Source organism: Streptomyces sp. NRRL F-2580 (assembly GCF_000720115.1).
Lineage (GTDB): Bacteria > Actinomycetota > Actinomycetes > Streptomycetales > Streptomycetaceae > Streptomyces.
On the sequence record NZ_JOIR01000033.1, the window covers coordinates 12,754 to 36,773 of the forward strand.

Below are 24,020 nucleotides of genomic sequence, written 5' to 3' on the forward strand. Positions count from 1 at the left end.
GCGTCAGTCGGCGGCCCGGCGCCTGCCCCGTCGGCGGCGCGGGTACGGGAACAGCCGTGGCGAGCGCTTGGCGGCCACGTCCTCGATCCAGCCGAAGGTCAGCACCAGCAGGCCGATCAGCGGGATCGCCACCAGCAGCGTGAACGACGGGCTGGCCAGCAGCCACCGGAAGTTCGTGGCGATGAAGTGGACGCTCCACAGGGGGTCGATCAGCGGGACGGCGAGCACCAGCGCGACCTCGTGCCACAGGTAGACGCTGACGGCGCGTGCGTTGAGCAGGCTGACCAGGCCGTTCCAGCGTTCCAACCGTCTGGGCCACTGCTCCCAGGACGGGCTGACGTGGAGCAGGATGGCGACGAAGCCGAGGGACCACAGGGCCTGGGCGATCGGCCAGGACTCGATGTCGGTCGATTCGGCCGGATCGGACGGCCGCGTCTGCAGGTACCAGAGGCCGGCCACCATGATCAGTGGCGCGATGGACGGCAGTACGTACTGCGGGATCTTCTTGAGCAGCCCTTCCTGGTGGGCCATGCCGAGGATCCAGCAGGCGCCGAAGGTGGCGAAGTCGTTGGCGGTCTCCCAGACCCGGCTGTAGATGAACTCCTGCTCGGCGAAGAACGCGTTCATGACGATCACCAGCGCCAGCGGCGCCGACAGCGTCACCACCGGGAATCGTCGCAGCGCCCGGAGCATCAGCGGTGAGAGCAGGACGTACCACAGGTAGGCCCGGAGGTACCAGAGCGGGACGATGAGCTGCGCGGCCCAGGTGTGTTCCACGTGATGCTGGAAGCCGGCCAGCTCGTCCGCGTACGGCGGAGTGCTCAGCGGCAGGATCCAGAACGCGAGCTTGGCCCACCACCAGGTGGGGTGGCCCTCGGAGTCCGGGCCCCAGCCGTCGAGGATCTGCAGGGCGATCATGATGGCGCCGAACAGCCACATCGGCGGCAGCAACCGGCGCAGTCGGCCGCGGATCACGCCGAGCGCGGGTCGGCTGAGCGAGCGCGCCATCAGCGAGCCGGCCAGCGCGAACATCACGCCCATCGACGGGAAGACGAGGGGCAGCCAGAACCAGCCGAAATTGTGGTAAAGCACCACACGGCCCAGTGCCAGCGCGCGCAGCAGGTCGAGATAGCGGTCCCGGCCGCCCTTGCGCTCGGGCGGCGCCTCCGGCTCCGGCTCCGGTTCCTGTCGCAGAACGGCGGGGATGCGCAGCTGGATGGTGTCCTGCGTGCGCCCGAGCTCGATGGATGCGCTCATGGTCAGGCCTCCACCGGGACAGCGACCTCGCCGGTGCGCCGGAGCTTCTGCCAGCGCAGTCGGCCACCCGTCAGCGCCGTGATCGCGGACTGCAACAGGACGATGTACATCAGCTGCCGGTAGACCAGTTGCTGGATCGGCAGGCTGATCAGATGCCAGGGCTTCTCGCGGTCGAGGCGGAAGGCGTACCAGGACAGAGCAGCCTGGAGCAGGATGAAACCACCCCAGCTGGTGAGGGTGATCGGGGCGTCCGCGAACAGCACGCCGTACAGGAAGAACATGTCGACCAGCGGCGCCAGCAGCGGGGCGACCACACCGAACAGCACGACGAGCGGCAGCCCGAGCCGGCCGAAGCGCCCGGCCGGGCCGCGGGAGGTCACCGCGCCGCGGTGCTTCCACATCGCCTGCATGCTGCCGTAGCTCCAGCGGTACCGCTGGGACCAGAGCTGCTGGAGGCTGGCGGGAGCCTCGGTCCAGGCGCGGGCGTGCTCGGCGTAGACGACCCGCCAGCCCTCGCAGAGCACCGCGATGGTGATGTCGGTGTCCTCGGCGAGGGTGTCGTCGCTCATCCCGCCGACCTGCTGCAGGGCGTCCTTGCGGAAGGCGCCGACCGCGCCGGGGATGGTCGGGATGACGCCCAGCATGTCGTACATCCGGCGGTCCAGGTTGTGGCCGAGGACGTACTCGATGTGCTGCCAGGCGCCGATGAGGCTGTCGCGGTTGCCGACCTTGGCGTTGCCCGCGACCGCGCCGATGGACGGGTCGCCGAAGGGCTGGACCAGTTCGCGCACGGTGGACGGTTCGAAGACGGTGTCGCCGTCCATCATCACGATGATGTCGTACGAGGCGGCCGCGATGCCGGTGTTGAGCGCGCTGGGCTTGCCGCCGTTGACCTGGCGGATCAGCCGGACGAACGGCAGGTCCATCTCCTCGACGATCTCCGCGGTGTCGTCCGAGGAGCCGTCGTCGATGACGATCACCTCGATCGGATGGTCACTCGCGGCGAGGGAGTTGAGGGTGTTGGCGATGCACTCGCGCTCGTTGTAGGCCGGGACCAGTACGGTGACCGGCTCGGTGACGGGCGTGCCCCAGGCGTCCCGCCGCTTGGAGCGGCGGGCGTGCATCGGTGCGAGGACGAGCATCAGCGCGAACCGGCCGAAGTTGAGGAAGCCGACGACGGCCAGCAGCCCGATCAGCACCGGCAGGGTGAGCACGGCGAACTGGGTGGCCCAGATGTATCCCTTGCCCGCCCACAGCTGGAAACCGTGCACCGGCGTGGTGGCGCTGGAGGCGCCGAGTGCCTCGGAGATGGTGGTGAAGCGGTAGCCCTGGGCCTGCAGCTTGTCGATGATCTGGACGAGCGCGGTGAGGGTCTGGCTGCGGTCGCCACCCGCGTCGTGCAGGAGGATCATCTCGCCCGCACCGGGCTCGGACGGCATCGCCGCCTTGACGATCTCCTCGACGCCGGGACGCTTCCAGTCGTCGGTGTCGCGGTCGATGAACGCGGTGAGGTAGCCGCGCGCACCCACGTACTTGATCACCGGATAGGTCCAGTCGTCCAGCGCCGCGGCGTTGGAGGAGTACGGCGGACGGAACAGCGAGCTGTGGACACCCGCGACGCCGGCCAGCGCCAGCTGCGTCTGCGCCAGCTCCCAGCTGATCCGTGCGTGGGACTGGTACACCAGGTCGGGGTGGGTGAAGGTGTGCACGCCGAGTTCGTGGCCGTCCGCGACGATCTGCCGGATCAGCTCGGGATGGCGCGCGGTCATCCCGCCGGTCACGAAGAAGGACGCACGGATGTTACGGGCCTCGAGCAGCTCCAGGATCTTCGGAGTCCACTCCGGCGATGGACCGTCGTCGAAGCTCAGCACCACGGTGCGGTCCGGGATGCGGTAGCTCACGGGGTGCTCGTTCTTGGCGCCGCGTGCGTCGATGACCGGTCCGCCCTTGAGCAGGTCGTCGGGCACGGTCGTCTTGTCGACCGAGCTCGCGACCCGGGAGTCGTGGAACGCCTCGTTGGTGGCGAGGCCGCGCAGGACGAGGAGCGCGAGCAGGCAGGCCAGCAGGGAGAGCGGCATGAAGAAGCGCAGCGGCGGCGCGGCCAGTCGGCGCGGCCTGCGCAGGGACTGCCGGCGGCGCTGGTGGCGGGACAATGACGCTCCTGAAGATGGGTGGTGCGGAAGATCAGCTGCGCTTGGCCGGCCGGCCCGAAGGCGTTGCCCCGCGCGGCGCGGTGGTCGTGGGCTTCGATGTGGTGGTCGCCGGCTTGGATGCGGCGGCTGCCGGTTTCGACGCGTCGGCCGTCGGCTTCGATGTGCCGGCCGAGGTCTTCGCCTGCGGTGCGGCAGACCGTGTGGCCGTCCGAGGTGGGGAAGACGAGGACGGCCCGGACGGCCGGGCCGGCGACAGCGACGGCACGGGTGAGGGCGGCGGGGCGGGCGACCCCGCGGGCTGCGCGGGTATGCCCATCGCCGGGGCGTCCGCCTGCCCACCGATCAGGCTGCTGCCCATGGCGACCGCCAGGATCGCGCCGACCACGGAGACCGGCCAGCCGAAGCCGCGCAGCAGACGGCCGCGCAGACCCGACTGGGAGACGAACACCGGTGCGGGAGCAGGCTCCCCGAAATGTGGCTCAGGCGTGTCGGGGTCTGCCTGGTACGCCGATCCGCGGTCGATGGAGGTGATGACTGGGCGCACCTTGCGGGGGCCTTTCAGAGCAGGGTACGTAGACCGGGGGATGGCAGGGCGAACGCTAGTGCACCGACCTGAATCGAAATTGTCTCGATGTATGCATTTAGCGTGATCTGCTCAGGTGTTGTAATCGGATCGCAATATCAATTGGACGTACCGGCCAGTAGGCGAGATCCCGGGCGCCGCGCCCGCGCACTTCGTTTCGCTAGGATGCCCACCTCGTGTGATCAGTCATTTGATCCTCATGCAAAAAAGGGCGTGTCCAGGTACCGCCTCAACGCCCCAAGGAGCCCGTGTGAGCCAGCCCCGCCGCACCTCTCGTCGCCGCGCGTGGACTGCGCTCACGCTGCCTGCTCTCCTGTGCGCACTCGCCGCGTGCTCCGGCGGCCCCGGTGACGATGCCGCCGCGCCCGGCCCCAGCGCGTCGCCGACGCCGTCCGGACCGCCGGGAACCCTGTTCGACAACTTCCACTACAGCGGGGCCGACGACCCCTCGCTCGCCGCGCACGGCTGGGAGGTCCGCACCGGGGAGGGCGGCCCGGGGATCAAGGACAGCTGGTCCGCCGCGGGTGCCGGCTTCCCCTCCGACACGACCGCCCAGGGGGGCAGGGTCCTGCAGCTGCGGTCCTCCACCGACGGCACCAAGCAGGGCACCAAGCAGGTCGAGGTGCAGAGCACCGGCAGCACCCTCTTCACGGGGACCTTCGCCGCCCGGGTCCACTTCAGCGACAAACCCACGAGCGGTCAGGGCGGCGACCACGTCGTCCAGACCTTCTTCCCGATTTCCGCCTCGGACTCCTCGGCGAACTACAGCGAACTCGACTGCGAGTACCTGCCGAACGGCGGCTGGGGTTCGGTGGGTCCGCGACTCGACAACGTCAGCTGGTACAAGGCCGATCCGCCGGACCGGGTCAGCCACACGCTCAAGCAGCACCTCGAGGGCTGGCACCTCATGATGATCACCGCCGTTGACGGAAAGGTCACTTACTCCATGGACGGCAAGGAGCTGTTCACCAGCTCCGGCAAGTACGTCCCGCGCGAGAAAATGGACGTCCATTTCAGCAATTGGCTCATCGACCTTCCCTTCGCCGGTGGTACGCGCACGTGGGACATGAAGGTCAACTGGTTCTATTACAAAGCCGACGAGGCCGTTTCCCAGGCGGATGTCCAAAAGACGGTGGACGGCTTCTACGGTGCCGGCACCGACTACATCAACACCGTGCCCAAGTCCTGAGCCGGGCTCGGGCCCGCACGTGGGCTCAGGGCCCGATCTCGAACTCGGGTGCCTCCAGGCTGTTCAGGCACGCCGTCTTCGGCGCGGCCGGGTCGTCGAAGAACGAAACGGCGATCTCCTGGGCGCACTTCGAGGTGGCGAACACCACGTGCGGCTCGTACGGGATGGTGACCACCTTGGCGTTGGGCAGCGTGCGGGCGACGTACGGCCCGTTGTCCGCCCCGGTCTGGGAGTCGAACCCGCCCGACAGGGCGAGCGTCGGGATGTCGCCGCGCGTGGCGTCCCGGATCGAGGGCGGCGCCGCGGGAACGTCCCAGGCGGCGCAGTCCGGGTGGAGGAAGGTGAGCTGCGGAGCCTGGGCCTGTACCGAGCGGGGGAACGACGGGAAGGCTTCCTGTCCGCCCTTGAGCGCTGCGGCCCGGCTCTCGTACGGTGTCCACTCGCTGCAGAAGACGCCGTAGACCAGCCCGTGCGCGACCCTTCCCATGGCCTGCGGGCTGAGCTTGCCGCCCGCCCACTGCCGGGCGATCCGCTGCGGTTTGCCGTGCGCCAGCTCGTCGAGGGCGGCGGGAACCTGGGGCGCCACGTGGGTGGCGGAGGTCATCCAGTTCACCAGGGCCCCGCCGTCCAGGACGACCTTCACCGGCTTGTCGCTGCCGGGGAGCGTGACGGTGGTGGTGACCGGCTCGGCTTCGAGTGCGCGGACGAGCCGCTCGAAGGTGGCCGACAGGTTCGGATACCGCTTGTTGCATGCCGGCTGCTCCGCGCAGGCCTTGAAAAGGCCGTCGAAGCCCTGCCGGGCGCTGCTCCAGGTCGCGGCCGACCCGGACCTGGACGGCGGCAGTATGCCGTCGAGGCCCACCGAGCGCAGCCCCTCGGGGTGCAGGCGCATGTAGACCAGCGCCAGGTGTGTGCCGTAGGAGATCCCGTACAGGTTCCACTGCCCGATGCCCAGCGCGCTGCGCAGGTCTTCGTAGTCGGCGGCGCTCTCGATGTCGTTGTAGGCGGCGAGGTCGACGCCGCGGGCCGCCAGTTGGTCGCGGCAGGCCTTCGTGGCCTCGACGTGCAGGCGTTCGGTGGAGGGTGCGTCGTGGACGAGGCCGACCGCGCGTGCGTTGAACTCGTCGATGTTGGGGCAGAGGGCGTTCGGGTCGGCCGAGTACGTACCGCGCTGGGACATGAAGATCACGTCACGGTCGCGGTTCAGGCCGCCGTCGATCGCCATCCTCGCCTCTCCCACGGCGTCGTCGCCGGGTCCGCCCGCGAGCCACACGATGGGGTCGGGTTTCGGGGTGTCGGACGCGGCGGGCACGATCGCGACGCCGAGCCTGATCATCTTGCCCGTCGCCTCGGCGCGGTTCTCGGGCACGGTGAGGGTGCCGCAGCGGGCCCCGTCCAGCTCCTCGATCGGCTCCGGCGTCTTCGGGCAGGGACCCGGTTCGAAGCGGGCGTCGCCCACCGTCCGCGCGACCGTACCGATCGGCGCTCCGGGGCCGGTGGTGGCGTCGGTGCGTGACTGCGCCCCGGCAGGCGCCGCTAGCAGGCCGGTCACGAGGACACCTGTCGCCATGGCGGCCGACGTGGCTGGGAGTCGTCGTACGGTGCGGCGGCGACGGGACGGTTGCCGGCGTGTCATCAGGCCTCCCGGTCACTTCGGGATGATCGTGAACGGTGCGGGCTCGAGGTCGTCCACGCACGCCGTGTCGGGCGCGGTCGGACGAGCGAAGAACGAGGCCAGCACGCGCTGCGCGCAAGGGGACTGCGGGACCACCCAGTGGCCGATTCCGGGAACCTGAATGGCGGTCGAACGGGACAGGTTGTGGGCCACGTCCTTCGCCCAACTCGCCCCGGTCTTCACGTCGAACGTGCCGGAGACGACGAGTGCCGGCACCGAGCTGACCGTGGCCACCCGCTGGACCTCCGCGCGGTCCGGAACGTTCCAGATCCCGCACACCGGGTACTGGAAGGGCAGCTGCGGCACCTGGGCCAGGACCGTGTCCGGCCACCCCGGGAAGGCCTTCTGCCCCGACTCCAGCACGTCGGATTCCGTGTACCCCGGAGCCCACTCGCCGCACGCTATCGAGTTCGTCAGACCGTGTGCGAACTCGCCGACCTTCTGGACCGAACCGGCCGCGCGGGCCTGCGCGAAGCGCTCCGGGTTTCCGCGGCCGAGTTCGTCGAGCGCCGCCGGGATGTCCTTGGGCCGGGGGGTGAAGGCGACGATCAGGTTCAGCAGCGCGCCCCCGTCGAGGACGACCTTGACCGGCTTTCCGCCGCTCGGCGGCGTGACGTTCAGCGTCAGGGGGTGGGCCTCCAGCTTGCGCACCTGCTCCGTCAGCATGCCGGGGAGGTCCGGGTAGCGGTCCTTGCAGGCGGGCTGCGCCGCGCACGCCTCGAAGATGTTGTGGACCCCCTCGGCGGTGCTGGTCCATGTCCACGGCAGGGTCACGACCTGGGGAGGGGTGATCGAGTCGATCGCCAACGCGCGGATTCCCTCGGGGTGCAGGCGCAGGTACGTGAGGGCCAGGTTGCTGCCGTAGGAGTACCCGTAGACGTTCCACCGGGGGATGCCCAGCGCCTTGCGCAGCTCGGCGAAGTCCGCGGCGTTCTCGGTGCTGTTGTAGGCGCTCAGATCGACGCCGTCGGCCGTCAGGCGGGCCCGGCAGTCCGTCACCGCCTTCAGCATGAGCTGCCGCGCCTGCTCCGCGTCATAGCCCAGGCCCACGGCCTGCGCGTTGAACCGGTCGACCTCCGGGCAGGCGAGGTTCGGCTGGTCGTAGAGGTTGCCGCGCTGGGCCATGACGATCAGCTCGCGGTCCTTGTTCAGGCCGGAGTCGACGAGGAAGGGGATGTCGTCGAACGTGTCGGCGCCCGGGCCGCCCGCCAGGAACACCACGGGGTCCTGTGCCGGCTTCGCCGGGTTGACGGCCGGAATGACGGCCACGGCCAGCCTGATGGTCCGGCCGCCGGGGCGGGAGCGGTTCTCGGGGACCTCCAGGAAGCCGCACCGGGCGTTCGCGAGCGCTTCGATCGGTTCGGGCGGCTTCGGACAGGGACCGGGCACGAACCGGGACGGGGCCGCGGTACCGGACCCGCCGGCGGACTGGGCGAGCGATGACGCGGCGCCGCTCGGTGCGGGGCCGAACGCCGCCAGGCAGACCAGAGCCGCCGCGGCGGTCGCCGCGTGGATGCTGTGCTTCTGCATGTGATCCCGTTCCTCTGCCGACATCGGCGGCGGCCCCACCGGGCCGGGCCGCAGCGGTATGGACGGAACGCTCCCTCTCGACGCTACTCGGTGGACCGTACGCACGCACTCGGGGCGATCAGTACCCCGTGGTCGCCGGCCGGCCGTTGGTCAGGCGGCCTCGATTCCTGCCGCGGTCCGCCCCATCGTCAGCGCCAGACGTCGTACGCGGCGCCAGTCCATCGGGGGCGCGGCGCGCGGGACGCCGGACCGGTGGCGTGGCACGCGCACGCGCAGGGCGCCGGGTTCGAGGCGGCAGCGCACCGGGGTGGCCAGCGTCAGGGCCTCGCCGTCGACGCCGACCGGGATGACGGGAGCGTCGGCGTCGACGACGACCTCTCGGGCGGTGGCCTCGGTCAGCCCGCGGCCCTGCCCGCCGCGCAACAGGAGTTCCGTGGCTTCGGCGGCGTTGGCGACGCCGACGCACAGCACCCCCAGCTCGCCGGAGTCGAGCCGCCCTCGGCGTCCCAGTCCGGCCGAGTCGCCCCGCTCGTAAGGGTTGTTGCTCACGAGCACGGCTTGGGGGCCGTCCTTGGTCAGCGCACCGGCACGGACGGTCAGCCGTGCACCGCTGTGGTGGGTCAGCAGGTCCGGCAGCATCTCCAGGATGGTGCGGGCCTTGTCGTCGCGGTAGGCGGGGCTCTGCACGACTTCCGCGTACACGCCGAACGAGGCGTTGTTGAGGAAGACGCGCCGGGCGCTCCGGTCCGCGGGATCTCCCGCGTGGAGATAGCCCACGTCGATGCGGAGTTCGACGCCGTCGGTCAGTGCCTCCAGGCACGTGGAGGGGTCCTGCCGGTCCAGGCCCAGATCCATGGCGAAGTGGTTGCGGGTGCCCGCGCTGACCACCACGAAGGGCAGGCCGTGCTCCACGGCCACACCGGCGACCAGGGCTTGCGTGCCGTCGCCGCCCGCGACGCCGAGCAGGTCGGCGCCGTCCCGTACGGCCTTGCGCGCCAGCTCGGCCACGTCCTGCCGCCGGGCCGGATCCAGTACGACGACCTCGGCGCCCAGGGCCCGGGCGCGCTGTGCCAGGTGGAACTTCTCGACCTTCCCGCCGCCCGAGCGCGGGTTCATGATCAGGAACGGCCGTTGGGCCCGGCCCGCGGAGCGTTCCGGCATGCCGGGCCGGGTGTCGTCGACCAGCGCGGCCCTGCCCGCGGACACGGCCAGCGCCCACAGGGCGAGCGAGACCAGCACGACCCAGAGAAGCCCGGCAGCCGTGTACAGGATCAGGACTCCGAGCGGCGCGGCGACCGCCAGCAGTGCGGCCAGCGCCCGGATCCAGCCGGTGTGGGTGAGCAGCCACCACCCGCCGGCCGCCGTGAGCACCAGCCCCGCCCACCCCACGCCCATGAGCACGAGGCTGCCGAGCCCGGCGAAGACCACCAGCACCGCGATGGCCGCCGTGCCCGCCGCCAGGGCCAGTCGCGCGGCCCAGCGCCTGCTCATGGGGCAACCTCCCACCGCTCGACGGCTGCCGGACAGGACATTCGACGTCCTCTTCAGGCTACGGGCGGTCACCCTGCGCAGCACCTCCGCCCGGGGCGCCCCGGCGCCGACCCGGTGAGGCGGCTGCGGCTTTCTCGTACCAGCGGCCGTACCGCTCGGCGAGGGGTACGTCGGAGACGTCGTGCAGGAGGACGCTGAGGCCGACGGTGATCGCGACCACCCGCCCCAGCAGGCCCACCCCCGGAACGTGTTCCTCCAGCACGAGCAGCGCCAGCACCACGGACGCGAGACCGCGTGGCCCGAACCAGCCGATGTACGCCACCGTGCCGGGGCGCAGTCCGCTGCCGGCGAGCGAGAGGACCACCGGCAGCATCCTGACGACGGGGGGGCTCAGCACCGCGACAGGCAGATCCGCCGGCTCAGGTGCGAGCGCCGCGGGGCGCTAGAAGGCGGAGTGGGCGAACCACTGGGTGAGCAGGTCCTGGTCGCCGTGCAGCCGGAAGGCGTCGTCCCGGCGGTCGAGGCGGCCGTAGAGGAGGAGCAGGAGGTCGGCGGCGGTTCCCCGGACCGTGGCGTCCGCCGCGCGGGGCCCGGCGTCGTCGGACACCAGGGCGAAGCCGTCGGGGCGCAGGCCGACCAGCCAGTCGCCTTCACCGTCGCCGTCGCCCTCCGTGCAGCTGAAGCGGATGGTCCGGTCGGCGGCGCGCAGTTGGGCGGTCAGCGGCGCGAAGGAGGACGCGAACGGCAGGTTGGTCAGGAACTCGTCGATGCCGTCGACGGCCAGCGCGTGGTCGACCTGCGGCGGGAGCCCGAGCGCGAGTTGGGCGTCGACCCGGTGGACGAGGGTCTCGAAGAGCATGCGCCGGACCCAGAACCGGGCGTGCTGGTCCACTCCCCAGGCCCACATGGGCGTGTCCAGGTCGGTGGCGGCGAACACCCCGGCGGCCTCCGCCGCGCTCGCGGCCAGCCAGTCGGGCAGGCCGTCGGGCCGCTCCGGCAGCCGCAGGTCCACCTCGCGGCTGGTCGGCGGCTGCTGGATGCGCCGGCGCAGCAGCTCGGTGAACCAGCGGTGCACGCTGCCGACGTGCCGTGTGAGGTCTTCGAGGGTCCAGCCGGGGCAGGTGGGCACCGGGGTGGAGAGGTCGGCCGCCTTGACCGCGGCGACGAATGCGGCGGTCTCGGCTGCGACGGCCGCTCCGTGCTGGGCGGGGTTCATGTCCGTGCCCTTCCTCTGCTGGTGCTGCCCCACGCGGCAATGCTTAAGGGGGTGGATGGTTTATCTCTTCAAGTAACAGGCGACGGTAATTCTCAACCCTTGAGGATGTCAACTTTCCGCACCCCGGGCCGCACCCCCGCCCGTCAGCGCAGTTGGCGGCGGACCAGGTCGTGGAAGAGGCCGGCCGGGTCGGCGAGCAGTTCGCCCGGTGGGCCCTGCTGGACGACGCGGCCGTCCTTCATGGCGATCACGCGGTCGGCGTCCATGATCGTGCTGAGCCGGTGGGCGATCACGACGCGGGTGGCGTGCAGGGCCCTGGTGGATTCGATGACCACGCGCTGGGCTTCGTTGTCCAGCGCGCTGGTGGCCTCGTCGAAGAACAGGATGCGCGGCTTGCGGATGAGCGCCTGGGCGATCATCAGCCGTTGCCGCTGGCCGCCCGAGACGGTGCCTCCGCCGTCGGACAGCATGGTGTGCATGCCCATCGGCATGGCCTTGATGTCCTCCGCCAGGCCCGCCATCGCGGCAGCCTCCCACGCCTCCTCCGGCGAGAACGTCCCGGCGCCGCAGATGCAGTCGAGGATCGAGCCGGTGAAGGGCTGGGCGTTCTGCAGGACGACACCGCACTGGCGGCGCACGGCCGCCTGGTCGAGCGCGGCCAGGTCCTGCCCGTCGTAGAGCACGCTGCCGGAGAGAGGCTTGTCGAAGCCGATGAGCAGCCGCAGCAGTGTCGACTTGCCGCAGCCACTGGCGCCGACGATCGCGACGAACTCCCCCGGGCGGATGCGGAAGTCGACGCCGTCGAGCACGAGCGGGCCGTCGTCGGCATAGCGGTACGACAGGTTCCTGGCCTCGATGGCGCCGGTCAGCTCCCCCGGCGGCGTGCTGGAGCCGCCCACCTCAGGGATCTCCCGCAGGACCGGCTGGATCTGCTCGAACATCGGCAGCACGGCGGCCGCCGAAATCAGCGCACCGGTCAGCTGCGTGACCGACGACAGCAGCATCGTCAGCGCGGTGCTGAAGGTCAGGAACTCGCCGGCGGACATGGCGCCACGGGCCGGTCCGGCGAGCAGCACGAACATCACCAGCGTGCACAGCGGCAGGTAGACGGCGCCCAGGACCGTGATGACGTTCTGGATCCGGCCGGTGCGCTGGTGCAGGTCGCGGGTACGGGCGAACTCCCGTGCCCAGGCGGCGTACGCGAAGCTCTCGGCCGCGGCGACCCGCAGCTTGGGCAGGCCGCGCAGGGTCTGGAAGGCCTGGTTGTTCAGCCGGTGGCCGAGCTTGATCAGCCGGCGTTCGTAGCGCAGCTGCCACAGTCCCAGGCCGAGGAAGACCCCCGCGATGACGACCAGCATGGCGAGCGCGGCCATCGCCAGCGGCACGCTGTAGACGAGCAGCAGCACGAGGTTCATCGCGCCGACCGCGCCCGCCTGGACGCAGACCGGGCCGATGCCGGACAGGACGCGGCGCATCGCGCTGATGCCCATCGCCGCGCCGGCCAGTTCGCCGGTGGAGCGCCCGGCGAAGAACGTCGCCGGCAGCCGCAGCAGCCGGTCCCACACGGCCGGCTGCAAGGTGGCCTCGATACGGCCCTCCATGCGCAGCAGGGAGGTGTTCTGCAGCAGCATGAACACGGCCGAGACGATGCCGGTCGCGATCAGTGCCAGCCCGGTCTGCACGATGAGGCCGTTCTCGGCCTGCGGGACGTACCGGCCGAGGACCTGTCCGGTGGCGATCGGCACCAGGGCGCCGAGGACCACCGCGACCAGCCCGCCCAGGAGGAGGCTGCGCAGCTCGGGGAAGGTGCCGCGCACGCTGAAGCGGAGCAGGGCCACCAGGCCCACCGGCCCGTCGGGCAGGGGGCGGTAGAGCATGACGCCGTGCGGTTCGAAGGCGGCCTCGTTGGTCTTCGAGACGCGCTCGCGCGTTCCGGTGGCGGGGTCGACCGCCTCGTAGCGACCGCGCCGCCACAGGAGGGCGACGGGCGTGCCGTCCTTCTCCCGCCGGCCCACCAGCGGACCGCTGTTCTCCCGCCACCAGCGCCCGCTGAGCCTGACCACACGGGTGCGGATCCGCGAGGCGAGCGCGATGCGTTCGACGGGATCGAGCTGCCCGGCCGCGGCGCCGGCCCCGCTCGGCTCGGACAGGGTGATGCGGGCCGCGGCGGCGACGGTGCGGCACACGGCGAAGGTCGCGTCGGCGCTCCCGCTCCGGTGGGGGTGCCGGCCGGAGCGGACGATGGACGCCAGCAGCGTGCGGTCCGCCTGGGTGCGCGCGGCCCGGCCCGCCTCGATGCCCGCGGCCGTGCGGTCCTCGTGCGTGCGCTCGAGCTGCTCGATCCAGCCGTCGAGGGCGTACAGCAGCCGGTGCTGCTGGTCGACCATGCCCTGCCACATCGCCGCGTCGACGAGGAGGGTGCCCACCGCCTCCGCCTCGTACACGGCCCCGTACTGGACGCTGCCCGGGGTGATCTGCATCCACAGGATGTCGTCGTCGGCCCCGCCGTGCCCGGTGGTGGCGCTGCCGTCGAGCGGGGCCTGGTAGAGCACGCGCAGGCCGCGGCCGATGCCGCGCGCGAAGGCGTCCTCGAGCGGGCTCAGCCGGCCTCCGTCGGCGGCCCCGTACGGCACGTGGTCGGCGTACCACGTCCCGCCGTCGAACCGGCCGGCCTGGAACTGGTCACCGGGGAACCGGTCCGCGTGGAACGGGTCGCCGTGCTCCGGGCGGTACAGCTCCCGCAGTTCGATGCGGCGCAGCCAACACCCCTCCAGGGGGCGGCCGACCAGGGTGTGGTCGGGGCCGTCGGCCGGGCCCAGCAGCAGCGTGCCCGGCTCCAGCCGGCCCAGGAAGTGCCAGGGGCCGGCCTGCGCCGCGTCGACGGCGAACAGGTCCAGCTCGCCCTGTACGACGAGCCACAGGACGAGCGGGCCCTCCAGGGCCAGGCTGCGCAGGCCCGTACAGTCGACCGGCGAGCCCAGTCCGCCCAGGGCCGCGACCACCGGGTCAGGGGTCCCGCCCCCCTGCCCGGCGCCCGCGAAGCCGACGGTGCCGTGGTGTGCGTACGTCACCTCAGTGCTCCTTGACCAATGCGGCGTACGGGCCCCGGGCGGCGAGCAGCCGCTCGTGCCGGCCGCGTTCCACGACCGTGCCCCGGTCGAGTACGAGGATCTCGTCGCTGTCGCGCACGGTGCTCAGCCGGTGCGCGATGACCACGCAGGCACAGCCACGACGGCGCAGGTTGTCGATGATGACCTGCTCGGTCACCGCGTCCAGGGCGCTGGTCACCTCGTCGAGGACCATGACGCTGGGGCGGCGCACCAGCGCCCGTGCGATCTCCAGCCGTTGGCGCTGGCCGCCGGAGAAGTTGCGGCCGTCCTGTTCGACGCGGCTGTGGATGCCGCCCGGGCGGCGGGCGACCACGTCGTGCACGGCGGCGTCCTGGAGGGCGGCGATGACGGCCTCGTCCTCGATGGTGGGATCCCACAGGGTGACGTTGTCGCGGACGGTGCCCTCGAACAGGAAGACGTCCTGGTCGACGAAGGAGACGGAAGCGGCCAGCGCGCCGCGCGGGATGTCCGCCAGCCGCATCCCGTCGATGCGGACGGCCCCCTCCCAGGGGGTGTAGAGGCCGGAGATCAGCCGGGAGACGGTGGACTTGCCGCTGCCGGAGCCGCCGACGAGCGCGACCTGCTGACCGGGGCCGACCGAGAGCGAGAAGTCCTTGAGCAGCGGGGCGTCCAGCGGGCTGTAGCCGAAGGTGACGTGGTCCAGTTCCACATGGCCCTTGAGACGCCGGGTGCCGCCGGCGGGCTCGCGCCGCGCGTGGACCGGCGCGACGGGAAAGTTCTCCACGTCCTTGAGCCGGGCGACGTCGGCCGCGAAGTCCTGGATCCGGCCGGCGACTGCGCCCAGCCGGGAGATCGGCGCGGTGAAGCTGGTCACCAGGGCCTGGAAGGCGACGAGCAGGCCCACGGTGAGGTGTCCCTCGACCGCCCGCAGGCCGCCGATCATCAGGATCAGCGCGCTGTTGAACGCCGCCAGCGTGGGCGCGACGATCGCCAGCCACGCGCTGGGCACGCCGAGCCGCTGCTGCACGTCGAGGGTGACGGCGTGCTGTCCGGCCCAGCGGCGGAAGAAGCCGTTCTCGGCGCCCGTCGCCTTCATTGTCTCGATGAGCTGGAGACCGCTGTAGGAGGTGTTGGTCAGCCGGGCGCTCTCGGCGCGCAGCTTCTGGGTGCCGGTGGCCCTCAGCCGGATCACGACGCGCATCGCCACGACGTTGAGCAGCGCCACGGCCACGCCGACGAGGGTGAGCTGCGGATCGTACGTCCACAGCAGCACCGCGTAGAGCACGACCACCACGGCGTCCACGCCCGCGGCGGCCAGGTCCCGGGCGAGGGTCTCGGCGACCGCGTCGTTGGACTGCAGGCGCTGGACCAGGTCGGCCGGGTTGCGCTGGGAGTAGAAGGTGACGGGAAGTCTGAGCAGGTGCCGGAAGAAGCGGGCGCTGCCGAGGGTGGAGGAGATGATGCGCCCGCGCAGCAGATTGGCCTGTTGCAGCGCGGTGAGCGTCGCGGTGAGGACGAGGGCGACGGCCATCGAGGCGAACAGCACCCCCAGCAGGGAGGTCTGCTCCCCGATGAGGAACATGTCGATGTACGTGCGGCTCAGCGCCGGCACCGACGCCCCGACGGCGACCAGGAGCAGACTGGAGAGCACGGCGGCGGCCATGGTGCCCGAAGTGCCCCGCAGGCGGGCCGGCATGGCGCCCAGGACGCCCGGCTTGCGGCCGCCGCGCCGGAATCCCTCGCCGGGCTCGAAGGTGAGGACGACACCGGTGAAGCTGGTGTCGAACTCGTCCATGGGGACGAACCGGCGGCCCTTGCCGGGGTCGTTGACGTACACGCCCCGGCGGCCGAGCCGGCGGCCCGTGCCGTCGTAGACGACGTAGTGGTTGAACTCCCAGAAGAGGACGGCCGGGGCGCTCACCTCGGCGAGCGCGGCCAGGTCCATCTGCATGCCCTTGGCCGTCAGCCCGTAACCGCGGGCGGCCTTGAGGAGGTTGCTGGCGCGGGAGCCGTCGCGGGAGACGCCGCAGGCGATGCGCAGTTCTTCGAGGGGGACGAAGCGGCCGTAGTGGCCGAGCACCATGGCCAAGGCGGCGGCGCCGCACTCCACCGCCTCCATCTGCAGCACGGTGGGGGTGCGTACGGGGCGGGGCGTCCTGCCCCTGGGGGTCGCGGGGGCGGTCCTGCGGCGGCTGCCGCCCTTGGGCTCGGGGCGGTGGCGCCGGCGCCCGGGCGGCGGGAGCTGCGGCGGTGCTCCGGTCTGCGGCGCGCTCATGGCAGCAGCCAGTCGACGGGGCGGCGGGCGGCGAGGTGGACGGCCCCGGTGAGCGGCGTCCGCGAGTCGAGGGCGTACGGGGGCCCGCCCGGGGAGGACCACCGGTAGCCGGACTTGGCGGAGGGCGAGCGTTCGAGCCGTACGAGCACGGCGACCGGGTTGCCGTGGCCGGCGAACTGTTCGGCGAGCGCGCTGTCGCCGAGGAAGCCGCCGATCTGCGCCTGGGTCTGGGGTGTACGGCCCACCTCCTGGACGCGGCCGCGCAGCGTGCCGAACTGCTGCCGCGGCACGGACTGGACGCTCAGGTCGACCGCGGCGCCCACGGGGATCGCCGAGCCGTTGTCGGCCGGCACGTACAGAACGGCCACCAACGGGTCCTCCGGACTCTTCACGCGTTCCACGGTCGCCACGTCCGCACCCGTGGCGACGACCGAGCCGACCTTGGCCGCCAGCGCCGCCAGCCGGCCGCCGGTCACCACGCGCACGGGGCGGTCCCCCTGCTCCGTACGGACGTTGAGCAGGGGCGCGCCGGCGTCCAGCAGCTGGCCCTCCTCGGCGAGGACTCCGGTCACCTGTCCCGCGACCGGGGTCTGCAGCACGTAACTGCCCTCGGCCTGGGTGAGGATGCCGGGTGCGCTCAGCTTGGAGGAGACGGTGCCCGTGAAGGCCCAGAAGCCGGCGGCGGCCATGACGACGACCGTGACGGCCAGGACGAGCCGTCCCTGCGGGCGCGCGAAACGGACGGGCAAATCCAGTTCTTCGGGCGATTGCAGCTTGGAAAGAGCCTTTTGGCGAAACTGCACGAACCATTCCTTCCACTGCATTCGCATCGTTCGGGTACGCGGGCAGCCATGAACCCCGGAGCCGCGGGAGGCGCTCCGGGGTTCATGGGGATATCCGGATCAGAGACCGGCGCGCCCGGCGTTCACCGAAACGCCGGTGATGCCCGTGACGAGACCGGGGACGTGGGACACGATGCCCGTCGCGGCCTGGACGGTGTGGAGGGAGCCCACGACGCCCACGACGCCGCTGACATCGCTGGTCACGGCGCCGGCCAGGCCGCCGGAGACGCTGATGATGCCGCCGGAGACGGCGTCCAGCTCGGTGTCGGCGATCTCACGGGTCTCGATGTCGTTACGCATGACGCGCACCTTTCATTGGGGGGAGGAATTCACAGCTGCGGCGGCTGGGCGAGCGAAACTCGACCGCCTTTCCCGGCTGCCGCAATGCGCCGATGAAAGCACGCGAACGGGTCACCCAGCCAATCCCGTTGACCCCCCGTCACGTGCGGATGATCACCTCTGGCGACGAACGTGCAGCTTGATTCACCGAATGGTGACGACTTCTTCACAGGATCGAGTAACAGATATGGGCCGCCCCCTGCTTACACAGAACCAATCGGGACAACCACCCACTAATCGACAGGGGCACATCCCTCACACCGTGAAGCGGAGGAGGTCGGCGGAAGCGCTCGCGAACACGATGTGTAGGTTTCCGTGAGACGCGCGGGGTGACGGACCCGTCACACCCGGTGCGGACGGGGCGTTCCGACCTTCGCGTTCTTCCCTGCGAGGCGCATCCGGTCGGGGTGAAACCGGGGACCCCGCCAGGGAATGGCGCGCAGCGGGAACCGGGCCTGGATGCGTTCGTACGCACCGGGGACCCCAACCGCCCGGCCATGCCGCGCTGGGACCGGTACGACCAGCGGTCGCGCACCACCATGCGGCTTCGACACCGTCACCACGGCCGTTTCACGTCTCACGCCGTACTGAGGGGACCGGCGATGGGCTGCTCCGTCCAGATCGTCTTCCCGGTGCCGGTGAACCGGCAGCCCCAGCGGTCGGTGAGCTGGGCGACGAGGAACAGGCCGCGCCCGCCCTCGTCGGTCTCCCGTGCCCGGCGCAGGCGCGGCTGCGTGCTGCTGGGGTCGGACACCTCGCAGACGAGTACCCGGTCGCGGATCAGCCGGAGCCCGACCGGGCCGCCCGCGTAGCGGATCGCGTTCGTGACGAGCTCGCTGACGACGAGCTCGGTCACGAAGCTCAGTTCGTCCAGCTCCCAGCCGGACAGTCGGCCCACCACCAGTTCACGGGCGTGCGCGACGAGGGACAGGTCGGCTTCGAACTCCCACTCGGCGACCCGGTCCGGCGGGAGGGCGTGGGTGCGGGCGAGCAGCAGGGCGACGTCGTCGGCGGGCTCCTGGGGCAGCACCTTGTCGAACACGCTCTGGCTGACCTCGCCCAGGGGCCGGCCCGATCCGGCGCCGACGAGCGAGCTCCGCAGTCTCTCCATGCCTTCCTCGATGTCGCCGCCGCGGCGCGCCACGAGTCCGTCCGTGAAGAAGGCCAGCGTGCTGTCGGGCCGTACGCCGAACTCCGTCACCTCGAAGGGCATTCCGCCGACGCCGAGCGGCGGTCCCGGCACCATGCCGAGGAAGTGCGGCTCCTCCCCCGGGGGCAGCACGGCCGGCGGCGGATGTCCGGCGGTGGCGGCGACGCACCGGCTCGTCACCGGGTCGTAGACGGCGTACAGGCACGTCGCTCCGAGCACCGCGGGTTCCGTGCGGGATTCGCCGGTCATCTGCTCGCTGGAGAATCCGAGCACCAGGTCGTCCAGGTGCGTGAGCAGCTCGCCGGGGTCCAGGTCGAGGTCGGCCAGGGTCTGCACCGCGGTCCGCAGTCGTGCCATGGCCGCGGTGGCCTCCAGTCCGTGGCCGACGACGTCCCCGACGACGAACGCCACGCGCAACGAGGGCAGGGGGATGACGTCGAACCAGTCCCCGCCGACCCCGGCGCCGCCGCCCGCCGGCTGGTAGATCCCCGACGTGTCCGCGGCCGCCGTGTTCAGGACGGACTGCGGCAGCAGGCTTCGCTGGAGGGCCACCACCGACCGGTGTTCCTTCGTGTAGCGGCGCGCGTTGTCCACGCCGAGTGCGGCCCTGGAAGCGACGTCCTGGAGGAGGGCGGCGTCCTCCTCGCCGAAGGCGGACGGCAGCTGGCTGCGCCAGACCGTGACGCAGCCGAGGATCAGGCCGCGTGCGTACAGGGGTACCGCGACGGTGGAGTGCGCCCCGCTGGGGACGAACAGGCGCAAGGTGTCGGTGTCCACGCCGAGTGCGGCGCGCAGGACGTCGACGTCGGACACGAGCACGGGCCGTCCCGCCATGAGCGGGCGCATCACGTCGGTGTCCGGTACGGGAGGCAGCGCCTCGCCGACCGGCAGGAGGTCCTCCGCGGAGACCCCCGGGCTCTGCACCGCGGCGGTACGGCGCAGGCGGACCTCACCGCTGGTGTCGAGCCGCAGCGGTTCGTCGCCCACCAGCACCGGCTCGGCGAGGTCCACGGTGGCCAGGTCCGCGAAGTCGGGGACGAGCAGGTTCACGAGGACCTGGGCCATGTCCGTGACGTCCAGGGAGGCCCCGATGCTCTCGGCGGCGGTGTGGGACAGCCTCCTCCGGCGTCGCTCCGAGTCGGGCTCGACCGCCTCCACGACGGTCTCCGCCGGGGTGACCAGGACGAGCCACTGGGCTTCGGCGTCGCGATCGCCCGGAGCGCGGGCCGCGAGCCGGACGACCGTGCAGACCAGAGGCACCTTCGTGCCCACATGCTCGCCTGCGGGAAGGGTCACCAGGCGCCGGGCCGGTCCCGCCTCCGCCCCGGCGCTCGGCAGCATCCCCAGCAAGGGGGCACAGGTCTGACCCGGCGGGCAGTCCAGCAGCTTCGCGGCCCACTCGGAACGGGCGACGACCACGCCCGCGTCGTCCAGTACGACCGCTGCCGTCTCGGTCACGGGCACCGAGGCCGACCTCGGGCCACGATGCTCCGGTTCACGCATGTCGCCTCCACGCACCGCAACCTTCAGTATCGACCCCGACGCCGACCCCGGCGACCCGCGGCGGGCGCCCACCGGGCGGCTCCTGCGACCACGGCCGGGTCGCAGCGGTGGGCGCGCTCGCGGGTCGCGGCGTCGTACATGCGCCGCAGCGGCGTCTCGGCCCCGGCCGGCCCGACCTGCAGCGCGCCCGAAAGGCCGGTCCGGTGGTGACCGCGACGGCGTCGATGTCGGAGATCCGCAGGGCGGCCTGGTCCGGGGGCCCGTACGACGGGGTCGAAGGCGTGCAGGTGGGCGCGGGCGGCGATCTCCGGCTCCACCCCGCCGAACCGCGCGTGTTCGTCCATGCTCGACGCCACCACGTGCGCGAGCAGCCGCCCGTCGGACACGATCCCGGCACCGGTCTCGTCACACGACCACTCGATGCCCAATTGCGAACTGGTCGCAATAAGGTACGCCGCCGAACGGATTCCCCGCGTACGGGTCGGGCGGGAACTCGTACCGCACCGCGTACGACTACCTCCCCGGCGGCTCCCGCGCGGACGACCACGACGGGCGCAGCGCCGTACACGTACCCAGGATCTGGAGAGCCGATGACCGGTAGGCAACCCGAGACCCGCACCGACGGCGGCCGGCGGCGTGGGGCGCCGCCACCGGCCCTGGTCGGCTTCGTCGTGCTTCTGGCGGCCCTGTTCGCCCTCTCCTACGGGGTGGGTTCGGCCGCCGGGCCGGTCGCCCCCGGCCTGCACCGCACCGGCACCGGATCCACCGGCGGTTCGCACGGTGGCGGCGGCACGGGCGGCATGAGCGGCACGCATCCGGGGAGCGGCCGATGACCGCGGACACGGCGGGCGGCACCCTGACGACGACCGATCTGATCGTCGGCGGAATGACGTGCGCGGCCTGTGTGAACCGGGTGGAGAAGCGGCTGGCCCGGCTCGACGGGGTGAGCGCGACGGTCAACCTCGCCACCGGGAAGGCGCGGGTGAGCCATCCGCCGGCCGTCACCCCCCAGGACCTGGTCGCGGCGGTGGAACGCGCCGGTTACACCGCCGAACCGCCCCCGCCGGCCGCCGCACCGCGTACGCAGGACCCGCCCGCGGAGCCGTCGGCGGACGGTGAACACCCGGAGCGCGAGCGGCTGTTGATCACCGCTCTGCTCTGCCTGCCGGTCCTCGTGCTGTCGATGGTGCCCGCCCTGCAGTTCCGCAACTGGCAGTGGCTGTGCCTCACTCTGGCCGCTCCGGTCGTCGTGTGGAGCGCCCTGCCGTTCCACCGGCGGGCGGTACGCGGGCTGCGTCATTCGGCGGCCACCATGGACACCCTGGTCTCCCTCGGGGTCCTCGCCTCGTTCTCCTGGTCCCTGTACGCGCTGTTCCTCGGCGGCGCCGGCGATCCGGACATGCGGATGCCGTTCACCTTCCTCCCCTCGGCGGGCGGGGAGGTCGCGCACGTCTACCTGGAAGCAGCCGTCGGAGTTCCCCTGTTCGTCCTGGCCGGCCGTCATCTGGAGGGGAGGGCCCGGCGGAGCACCGGCGCGGCCCTGCGCTCACTGGCCGGGCTCGCCGTCAAGGACGTGACCGTGCGCGAGGACGGCAGGGAGAGGCTGATCCCCGTGGAACAGCTGCGCGTGGGGCAGGAGTTCCTCGTGCGGCCCGGTGAACGGGTCGCCACCGACGGCGTGGTGGTCTCCGGCAGCTCGGCCCTGGACCTGTCCCTGGTCACCGGCGAGAGCGATCCCGTGGAAGTGGGGCCGGGCCGCAAGGTGGTGGGCGCCGCCGTCAACGCCGGTGGACTGCTGCTCGTACGGGCCACCGCGGTCGGTGCGGACACCCAGCTCGCCCGGATCACCCGCATGGTCACCGAAGCCCAGGCGGGCAAGGCCCGGGCCCAGCGGCTCGCCGACCGCGTGGCGGGCGTCTTCGTCCCCGTCATCCTGGCTCTGGCGGTCACCGTGCTCGGTTTCTGGCTCGGCGCCGGGGCGGACCCGCAGGCGGCCGTGACCGCGGCGGTGGCGATCCTCGTCGTCGCCTGTCCGTGCGCGCTGGGGCTGGCGACGCCCACCGCGCTGCTGGCCGCGACCGGCCGGGGAGCGCAGCTCGGCGTGCTGGTCAGCGGTCCGCAGGCGCTGGAAGCCCTGCGGCACGTCGACACCGTGGTCCTGGACAAGACCGGCACCCTCACCACCGGACACATGAGCGTCGTCGAGGTCACCGCGGTCAGCGGCGGCATCGGGCGCGAGGCGGCCCTGCGCCTGGCCGGGGCCGTGGAGCAGGGCTCGGAGCATCCGCTGGGCCGCGCCCTGGCCGCGTACGCGCAGCGCGCGCTGCCCGGGGGCACGCTGCCCCCGGTCACCGACTTCCAGGCGACGGCCGGGACGGGCGTCACGGGGCTCGTGGAGGGCCGGCGCATCGACCTGCTCTCTCCCGACGACGGACTGCCGAAGTCGTTGGCGCAGGCCCTGGCCGAGGCGGAGGCGTCCGTGCTCACGCCCGTCCTGGTCCGGGTGGACGGCTTCGACGAGGCCCTGATCACCCTCGGGGACGTGCTGCGGCCCGGGAGCTACCGGGCCGTGGACCGGATGCGCCGGCTGGGAGTGGAACCGGTGCTGGCCACCGGTGACCGCGATGCCACGGCCCTGGCGGTCGCCGCGCAGCTCGGCATCTCCGCGGTCCACGCCCGCTGCACTCCGGAGGGGAAGGCCGAGCTGGTGGCGCGCCTGAAGGAGGAGGGCCGCCGGGTGGCGGTCATCGGCGACGGGGTGAACGACGCCGCCGCCCTGGCCCGCGCCGATCTCGGCATCGCGATGGGCAGCGGTACGGACGTGGCGATCGGCGCCGCCGACGTGACGCTGGTGCGCGGTGACATCGAGGCGGTGGCCGACGCGATCCGGCTGGCCCGTCGCACTCTGGGGACGATCCGCGCCAACCTCGTGTGGGCGTTCGGCTACAACGCGGTCACCGTGCCCCTGGCCGCGGTCGGCTGGCTCAACCCGATGGTCGCCGCCGCCGCGATGTCCGCCAGCTCCCTGCTGGTGGTCGGCAACAGCCTGCGCCTGCGGGCCTGGGAGCCCGCGCCGAAGCGCCACGGCGGTATGTCACCCCGTCCCCGCCGAAAGGGTTTTCAGCGATGACCGATCCCCTCTCCCCCACGTCCTCGGCCGCGCAGTCGCCCGGCGGCCGCCGGCTGCGCGAAGGGCTGATCGCCGTGCTCGCGCCGGTGACCGCCTGCCTCACGGCCCTGGTCGGGCTGACCGCGTGGACCACGGCGGGGGCCGCCGGCACTCCGGCCCGGATCGAGGTCGGCATCGGGCGGGTCTTCCTGCCGTACGCCGACAGGGAGCGCACCGCCGCGTTCTTCCGGATCACCAACACCGGTGGGTCCGGAGACCAGTTGGTCTCCGTGACCTCCCCCGTCGTCGAGTCGGTGATGCTGAGCCGGCACGAGAGGGGCGCCGGGGCGGATTCCATGCGCATGGCCCCCTCGGCGGAGATCCCTGCCGGCTCGACGCTGGAGATGACCCCGAGCACGCTGGACGTGATGATGACGGTCAAGGGCCGCTGGCGGGTGGGGGACGCCGTGCCCTTCGTCCTGCACTTCCGCCACAGCGGGCCCGTCCAGGCCGTGGCGTTCGTCGTGCGGCCCGGCAGCTGAGCCGTCCCTCGTCGCGGATCGCGTCGATCTCGCCTGTCTGGTCGATCTCGCCTGTCTCGCCGATTTCGTCCATCTCGCCGATCGCGGGAACCCGG

The 24,020-nt window shown here is 72.0% G+C and carries 17 protein-coding genes and 1 pseudogene; 4 read left to right on the forward strand and 14 right to left on the reverse strand.

What is annotated here, in order from left to right; all coding sequences use genetic code 11:
* Positions 1-3: 3 nt before the first annotated feature.
* The 3 genes from IF88_RS0129360 to IF88_RS46790 form a co-directional block, all read right to left on the reverse strand.
* On the reverse strand, positions 4-1,257 hold the full coding sequence (locus tag IF88_RS0129360) for an acyltransferase family protein (RefSeq protein ID WP_078893215.1): 1,254 nt from the start codon (positions 1,255-1,257) through the stop codon (positions 4-6).
* Between the two features lie 2 nt (positions 1,258-1,259).
* Complete coding sequence (locus tag IF88_RS0129365; RefSeq protein ID WP_078893222.1) at positions 1,260-3,335, reverse strand: bifunctional polysaccharide deacetylase/glycosyltransferase family 2 protein; 2,076 nt, start codon at positions 3,333-3,335, stop codon at positions 1,260-1,262.
* A 106-nt stretch (positions 3,336-3,441) separates the two neighbouring features.
* Positions 3,442-3,954: a hypothetical protein gene (locus tag IF88_RS46790; protein ID WP_158754634.1), complete on the reverse strand. Its 513-nt coding sequence runs from the start codon at positions 3,952-3,954 to the stop codon at positions 3,442-3,444.
* A 289-nt stretch (positions 3,955-4,243) separates the two neighbouring features.
* Here IF88_RS46790 and IF88_RS0129375 point away from each other — a divergent pair, with 289 nt between their 5' ends.
* A complete protein-coding gene (locus IF88_RS0129375; RefSeq protein ID WP_051837756.1) occupies positions 4,244-5,182 on the forward strand; it encodes a glycoside hydrolase family 16 protein in 939 nt (312 codons plus the stop codon).
* Positions 5,183-5,207: 25 nt separating this feature from the next.
* On the opposite strand, the gene IF88_RS0129380 is transcribed toward IF88_RS0129375, so the two are convergent.
* The 11 genes and pseudogenes from IF88_RS0129380 to IF88_RS0129430 all read right to left on the reverse strand — a co-directional run.
* On the reverse strand, positions 5,208-6,818 hold the full coding sequence (locus tag IF88_RS0129380) for an alpha/beta fold hydrolase (RefSeq protein ID WP_030719073.1): 1,611 nt from the start codon (positions 6,816-6,818) through the stop codon (positions 5,208-5,210).
* Positions 6,819-6,830: 12 nt separating this feature from the next.
* Positions 6,831-8,387 carry an alpha/beta fold hydrolase gene (locus tag IF88_RS0129385; RefSeq protein ID WP_030719075.1) on the reverse strand — a complete coding sequence of 519 codons (1,557 nt, stop codon included), beginning with the start codon at positions 8,385-8,387 and terminating at the stop codon, positions 6,831-6,833.
* Between the two features lie 150 nt (positions 8,388-8,537).
* The gene (locus IF88_RS0129390; RefSeq protein ID WP_037807430.1) at positions 8,538-9,878 is read right to left on the reverse strand and encodes a diacylglycerol/lipid kinase family protein; all 1,341 of its coding nucleotides are present in this window, start codon (positions 9,876-9,878) and stop codon (positions 8,538-8,540) included.
* A gap of 58 nt (positions 9,879-9,936) precedes the next feature.
* On the reverse strand, positions 9,937-10,275 hold the full coding sequence (locus tag IF88_RS0129395) for a hypothetical protein (protein ID WP_158754635.1): 339 nt from the start codon (positions 10,273-10,275) through the stop codon (positions 9,937-9,939).
* 45 nt (positions 10,276-10,320) lie between these two features.
* On the reverse strand, positions 10,321-11,094 hold the full coding sequence (locus tag IF88_RS0129400; RefSeq protein ID WP_030719084.1) for a maleylpyruvate isomerase family mycothiol-dependent enzyme: 774 nt from the start codon (positions 11,092-11,094) through the stop codon (positions 10,321-10,323).
* Between the two features lie 143 nt (positions 11,095-11,237).
* Entirely contained in the window at positions 11,238-14,165 is a 2,928-nt protein-coding gene (locus IF88_RS0129405; protein WP_037807432.1) for an NHLP bacteriocin export ABC transporter permease/ATPase subunit, read from the reverse strand.
* Position 14,166: 1 nt separating this feature from the next.
* Positions 14,167-16,440, reverse strand: a complete 2,274-nt coding sequence (locus tag IF88_RS0129410) for an NHLP family bacteriocin export ABC transporter peptidase/permease/ATPase subunit (RefSeq protein ID WP_030719089.1) — start codon at positions 16,438-16,440, stop codon at positions 14,167-14,169.
* Entirely contained in the window at positions 16,437-17,243 is an 807-nt protein-coding gene (locus IF88_RS0129415; RefSeq protein WP_030719091.1) for an HlyD family efflux transporter periplasmic adaptor subunit, read from the reverse strand. Before IF88_RS0129415 ends, IF88_RS0129410 begins: the two co-directional genes overlap by 4 nt.
* A 99-nt stretch (positions 17,244-17,342) precedes the next feature.
* The gene (locus IF88_RS0129420) at positions 17,343-17,582 is read right to left on the reverse strand and encodes a hypothetical protein (protein WP_030719094.1); all 240 of its coding nucleotides are present in this window, start codon (positions 17,580-17,582) and stop codon (positions 17,343-17,345) included.
* Between the two features lie 616 nt (positions 17,583-18,198).
* On the reverse strand, positions 18,199-20,229 hold the full coding sequence (locus tag IF88_RS0129425) for an ATP-binding SpoIIE family protein phosphatase (protein ID WP_051837759.1): 2,031 nt from the start codon (positions 20,227-20,229) through the stop codon (positions 18,199-18,201).
* A 197-nt stretch (positions 20,230-20,426) separates the two neighbouring features.
* A pseudogene (locus IF88_RS0129430) lies at positions 20,427-20,720 on the reverse strand (tRNA (adenosine(37)-N6)-threonylcarbamoyltransferase complex transferase subunit TsaD); the annotation flags it as partial.
* Positions 20,721-20,864: 144 nt separating this feature from the next.
* Here IF88_RS0129430 and IF88_RS0129435 point away from each other — a divergent pair.
* The 3 genes from IF88_RS0129435 to IF88_RS0129445 are packed head-to-tail and all read left to right on the forward strand — an operon-like array spanning position 20,865 to position 23,925.
* Positions 20,865-21,107: a hypothetical protein gene (locus IF88_RS0129435; RefSeq protein WP_030719101.1), complete on the forward strand. Its 243-nt coding sequence runs from the start codon at positions 20,865-20,867 to the stop codon at positions 21,105-21,107.
* The gene (locus IF88_RS0129440) at positions 21,104-23,404 is read left to right on the forward strand and encodes a heavy metal translocating P-type ATPase (RefSeq protein WP_030719104.1); all 2,301 of its coding nucleotides are present in this window, start codon (positions 21,104-21,106) and stop codon (positions 23,402-23,404) included. The genes IF88_RS0129435 and IF88_RS0129440 overlap by 4 nt, the downstream gene beginning before the upstream one ends.
* Positions 23,401-23,925, forward strand: coding sequence for a copper chaperone PCu(A)C (locus tag IF88_RS0129445; protein WP_030719109.1), 525 nt, complete (start codon positions 23,401-23,403; stop codon positions 23,923-23,925). The genes IF88_RS0129440 and IF88_RS0129445 overlap by 4 nt, the downstream gene beginning before the upstream one ends.
* Positions 23,926-24,020 lie beyond the last annotated feature (95 nt).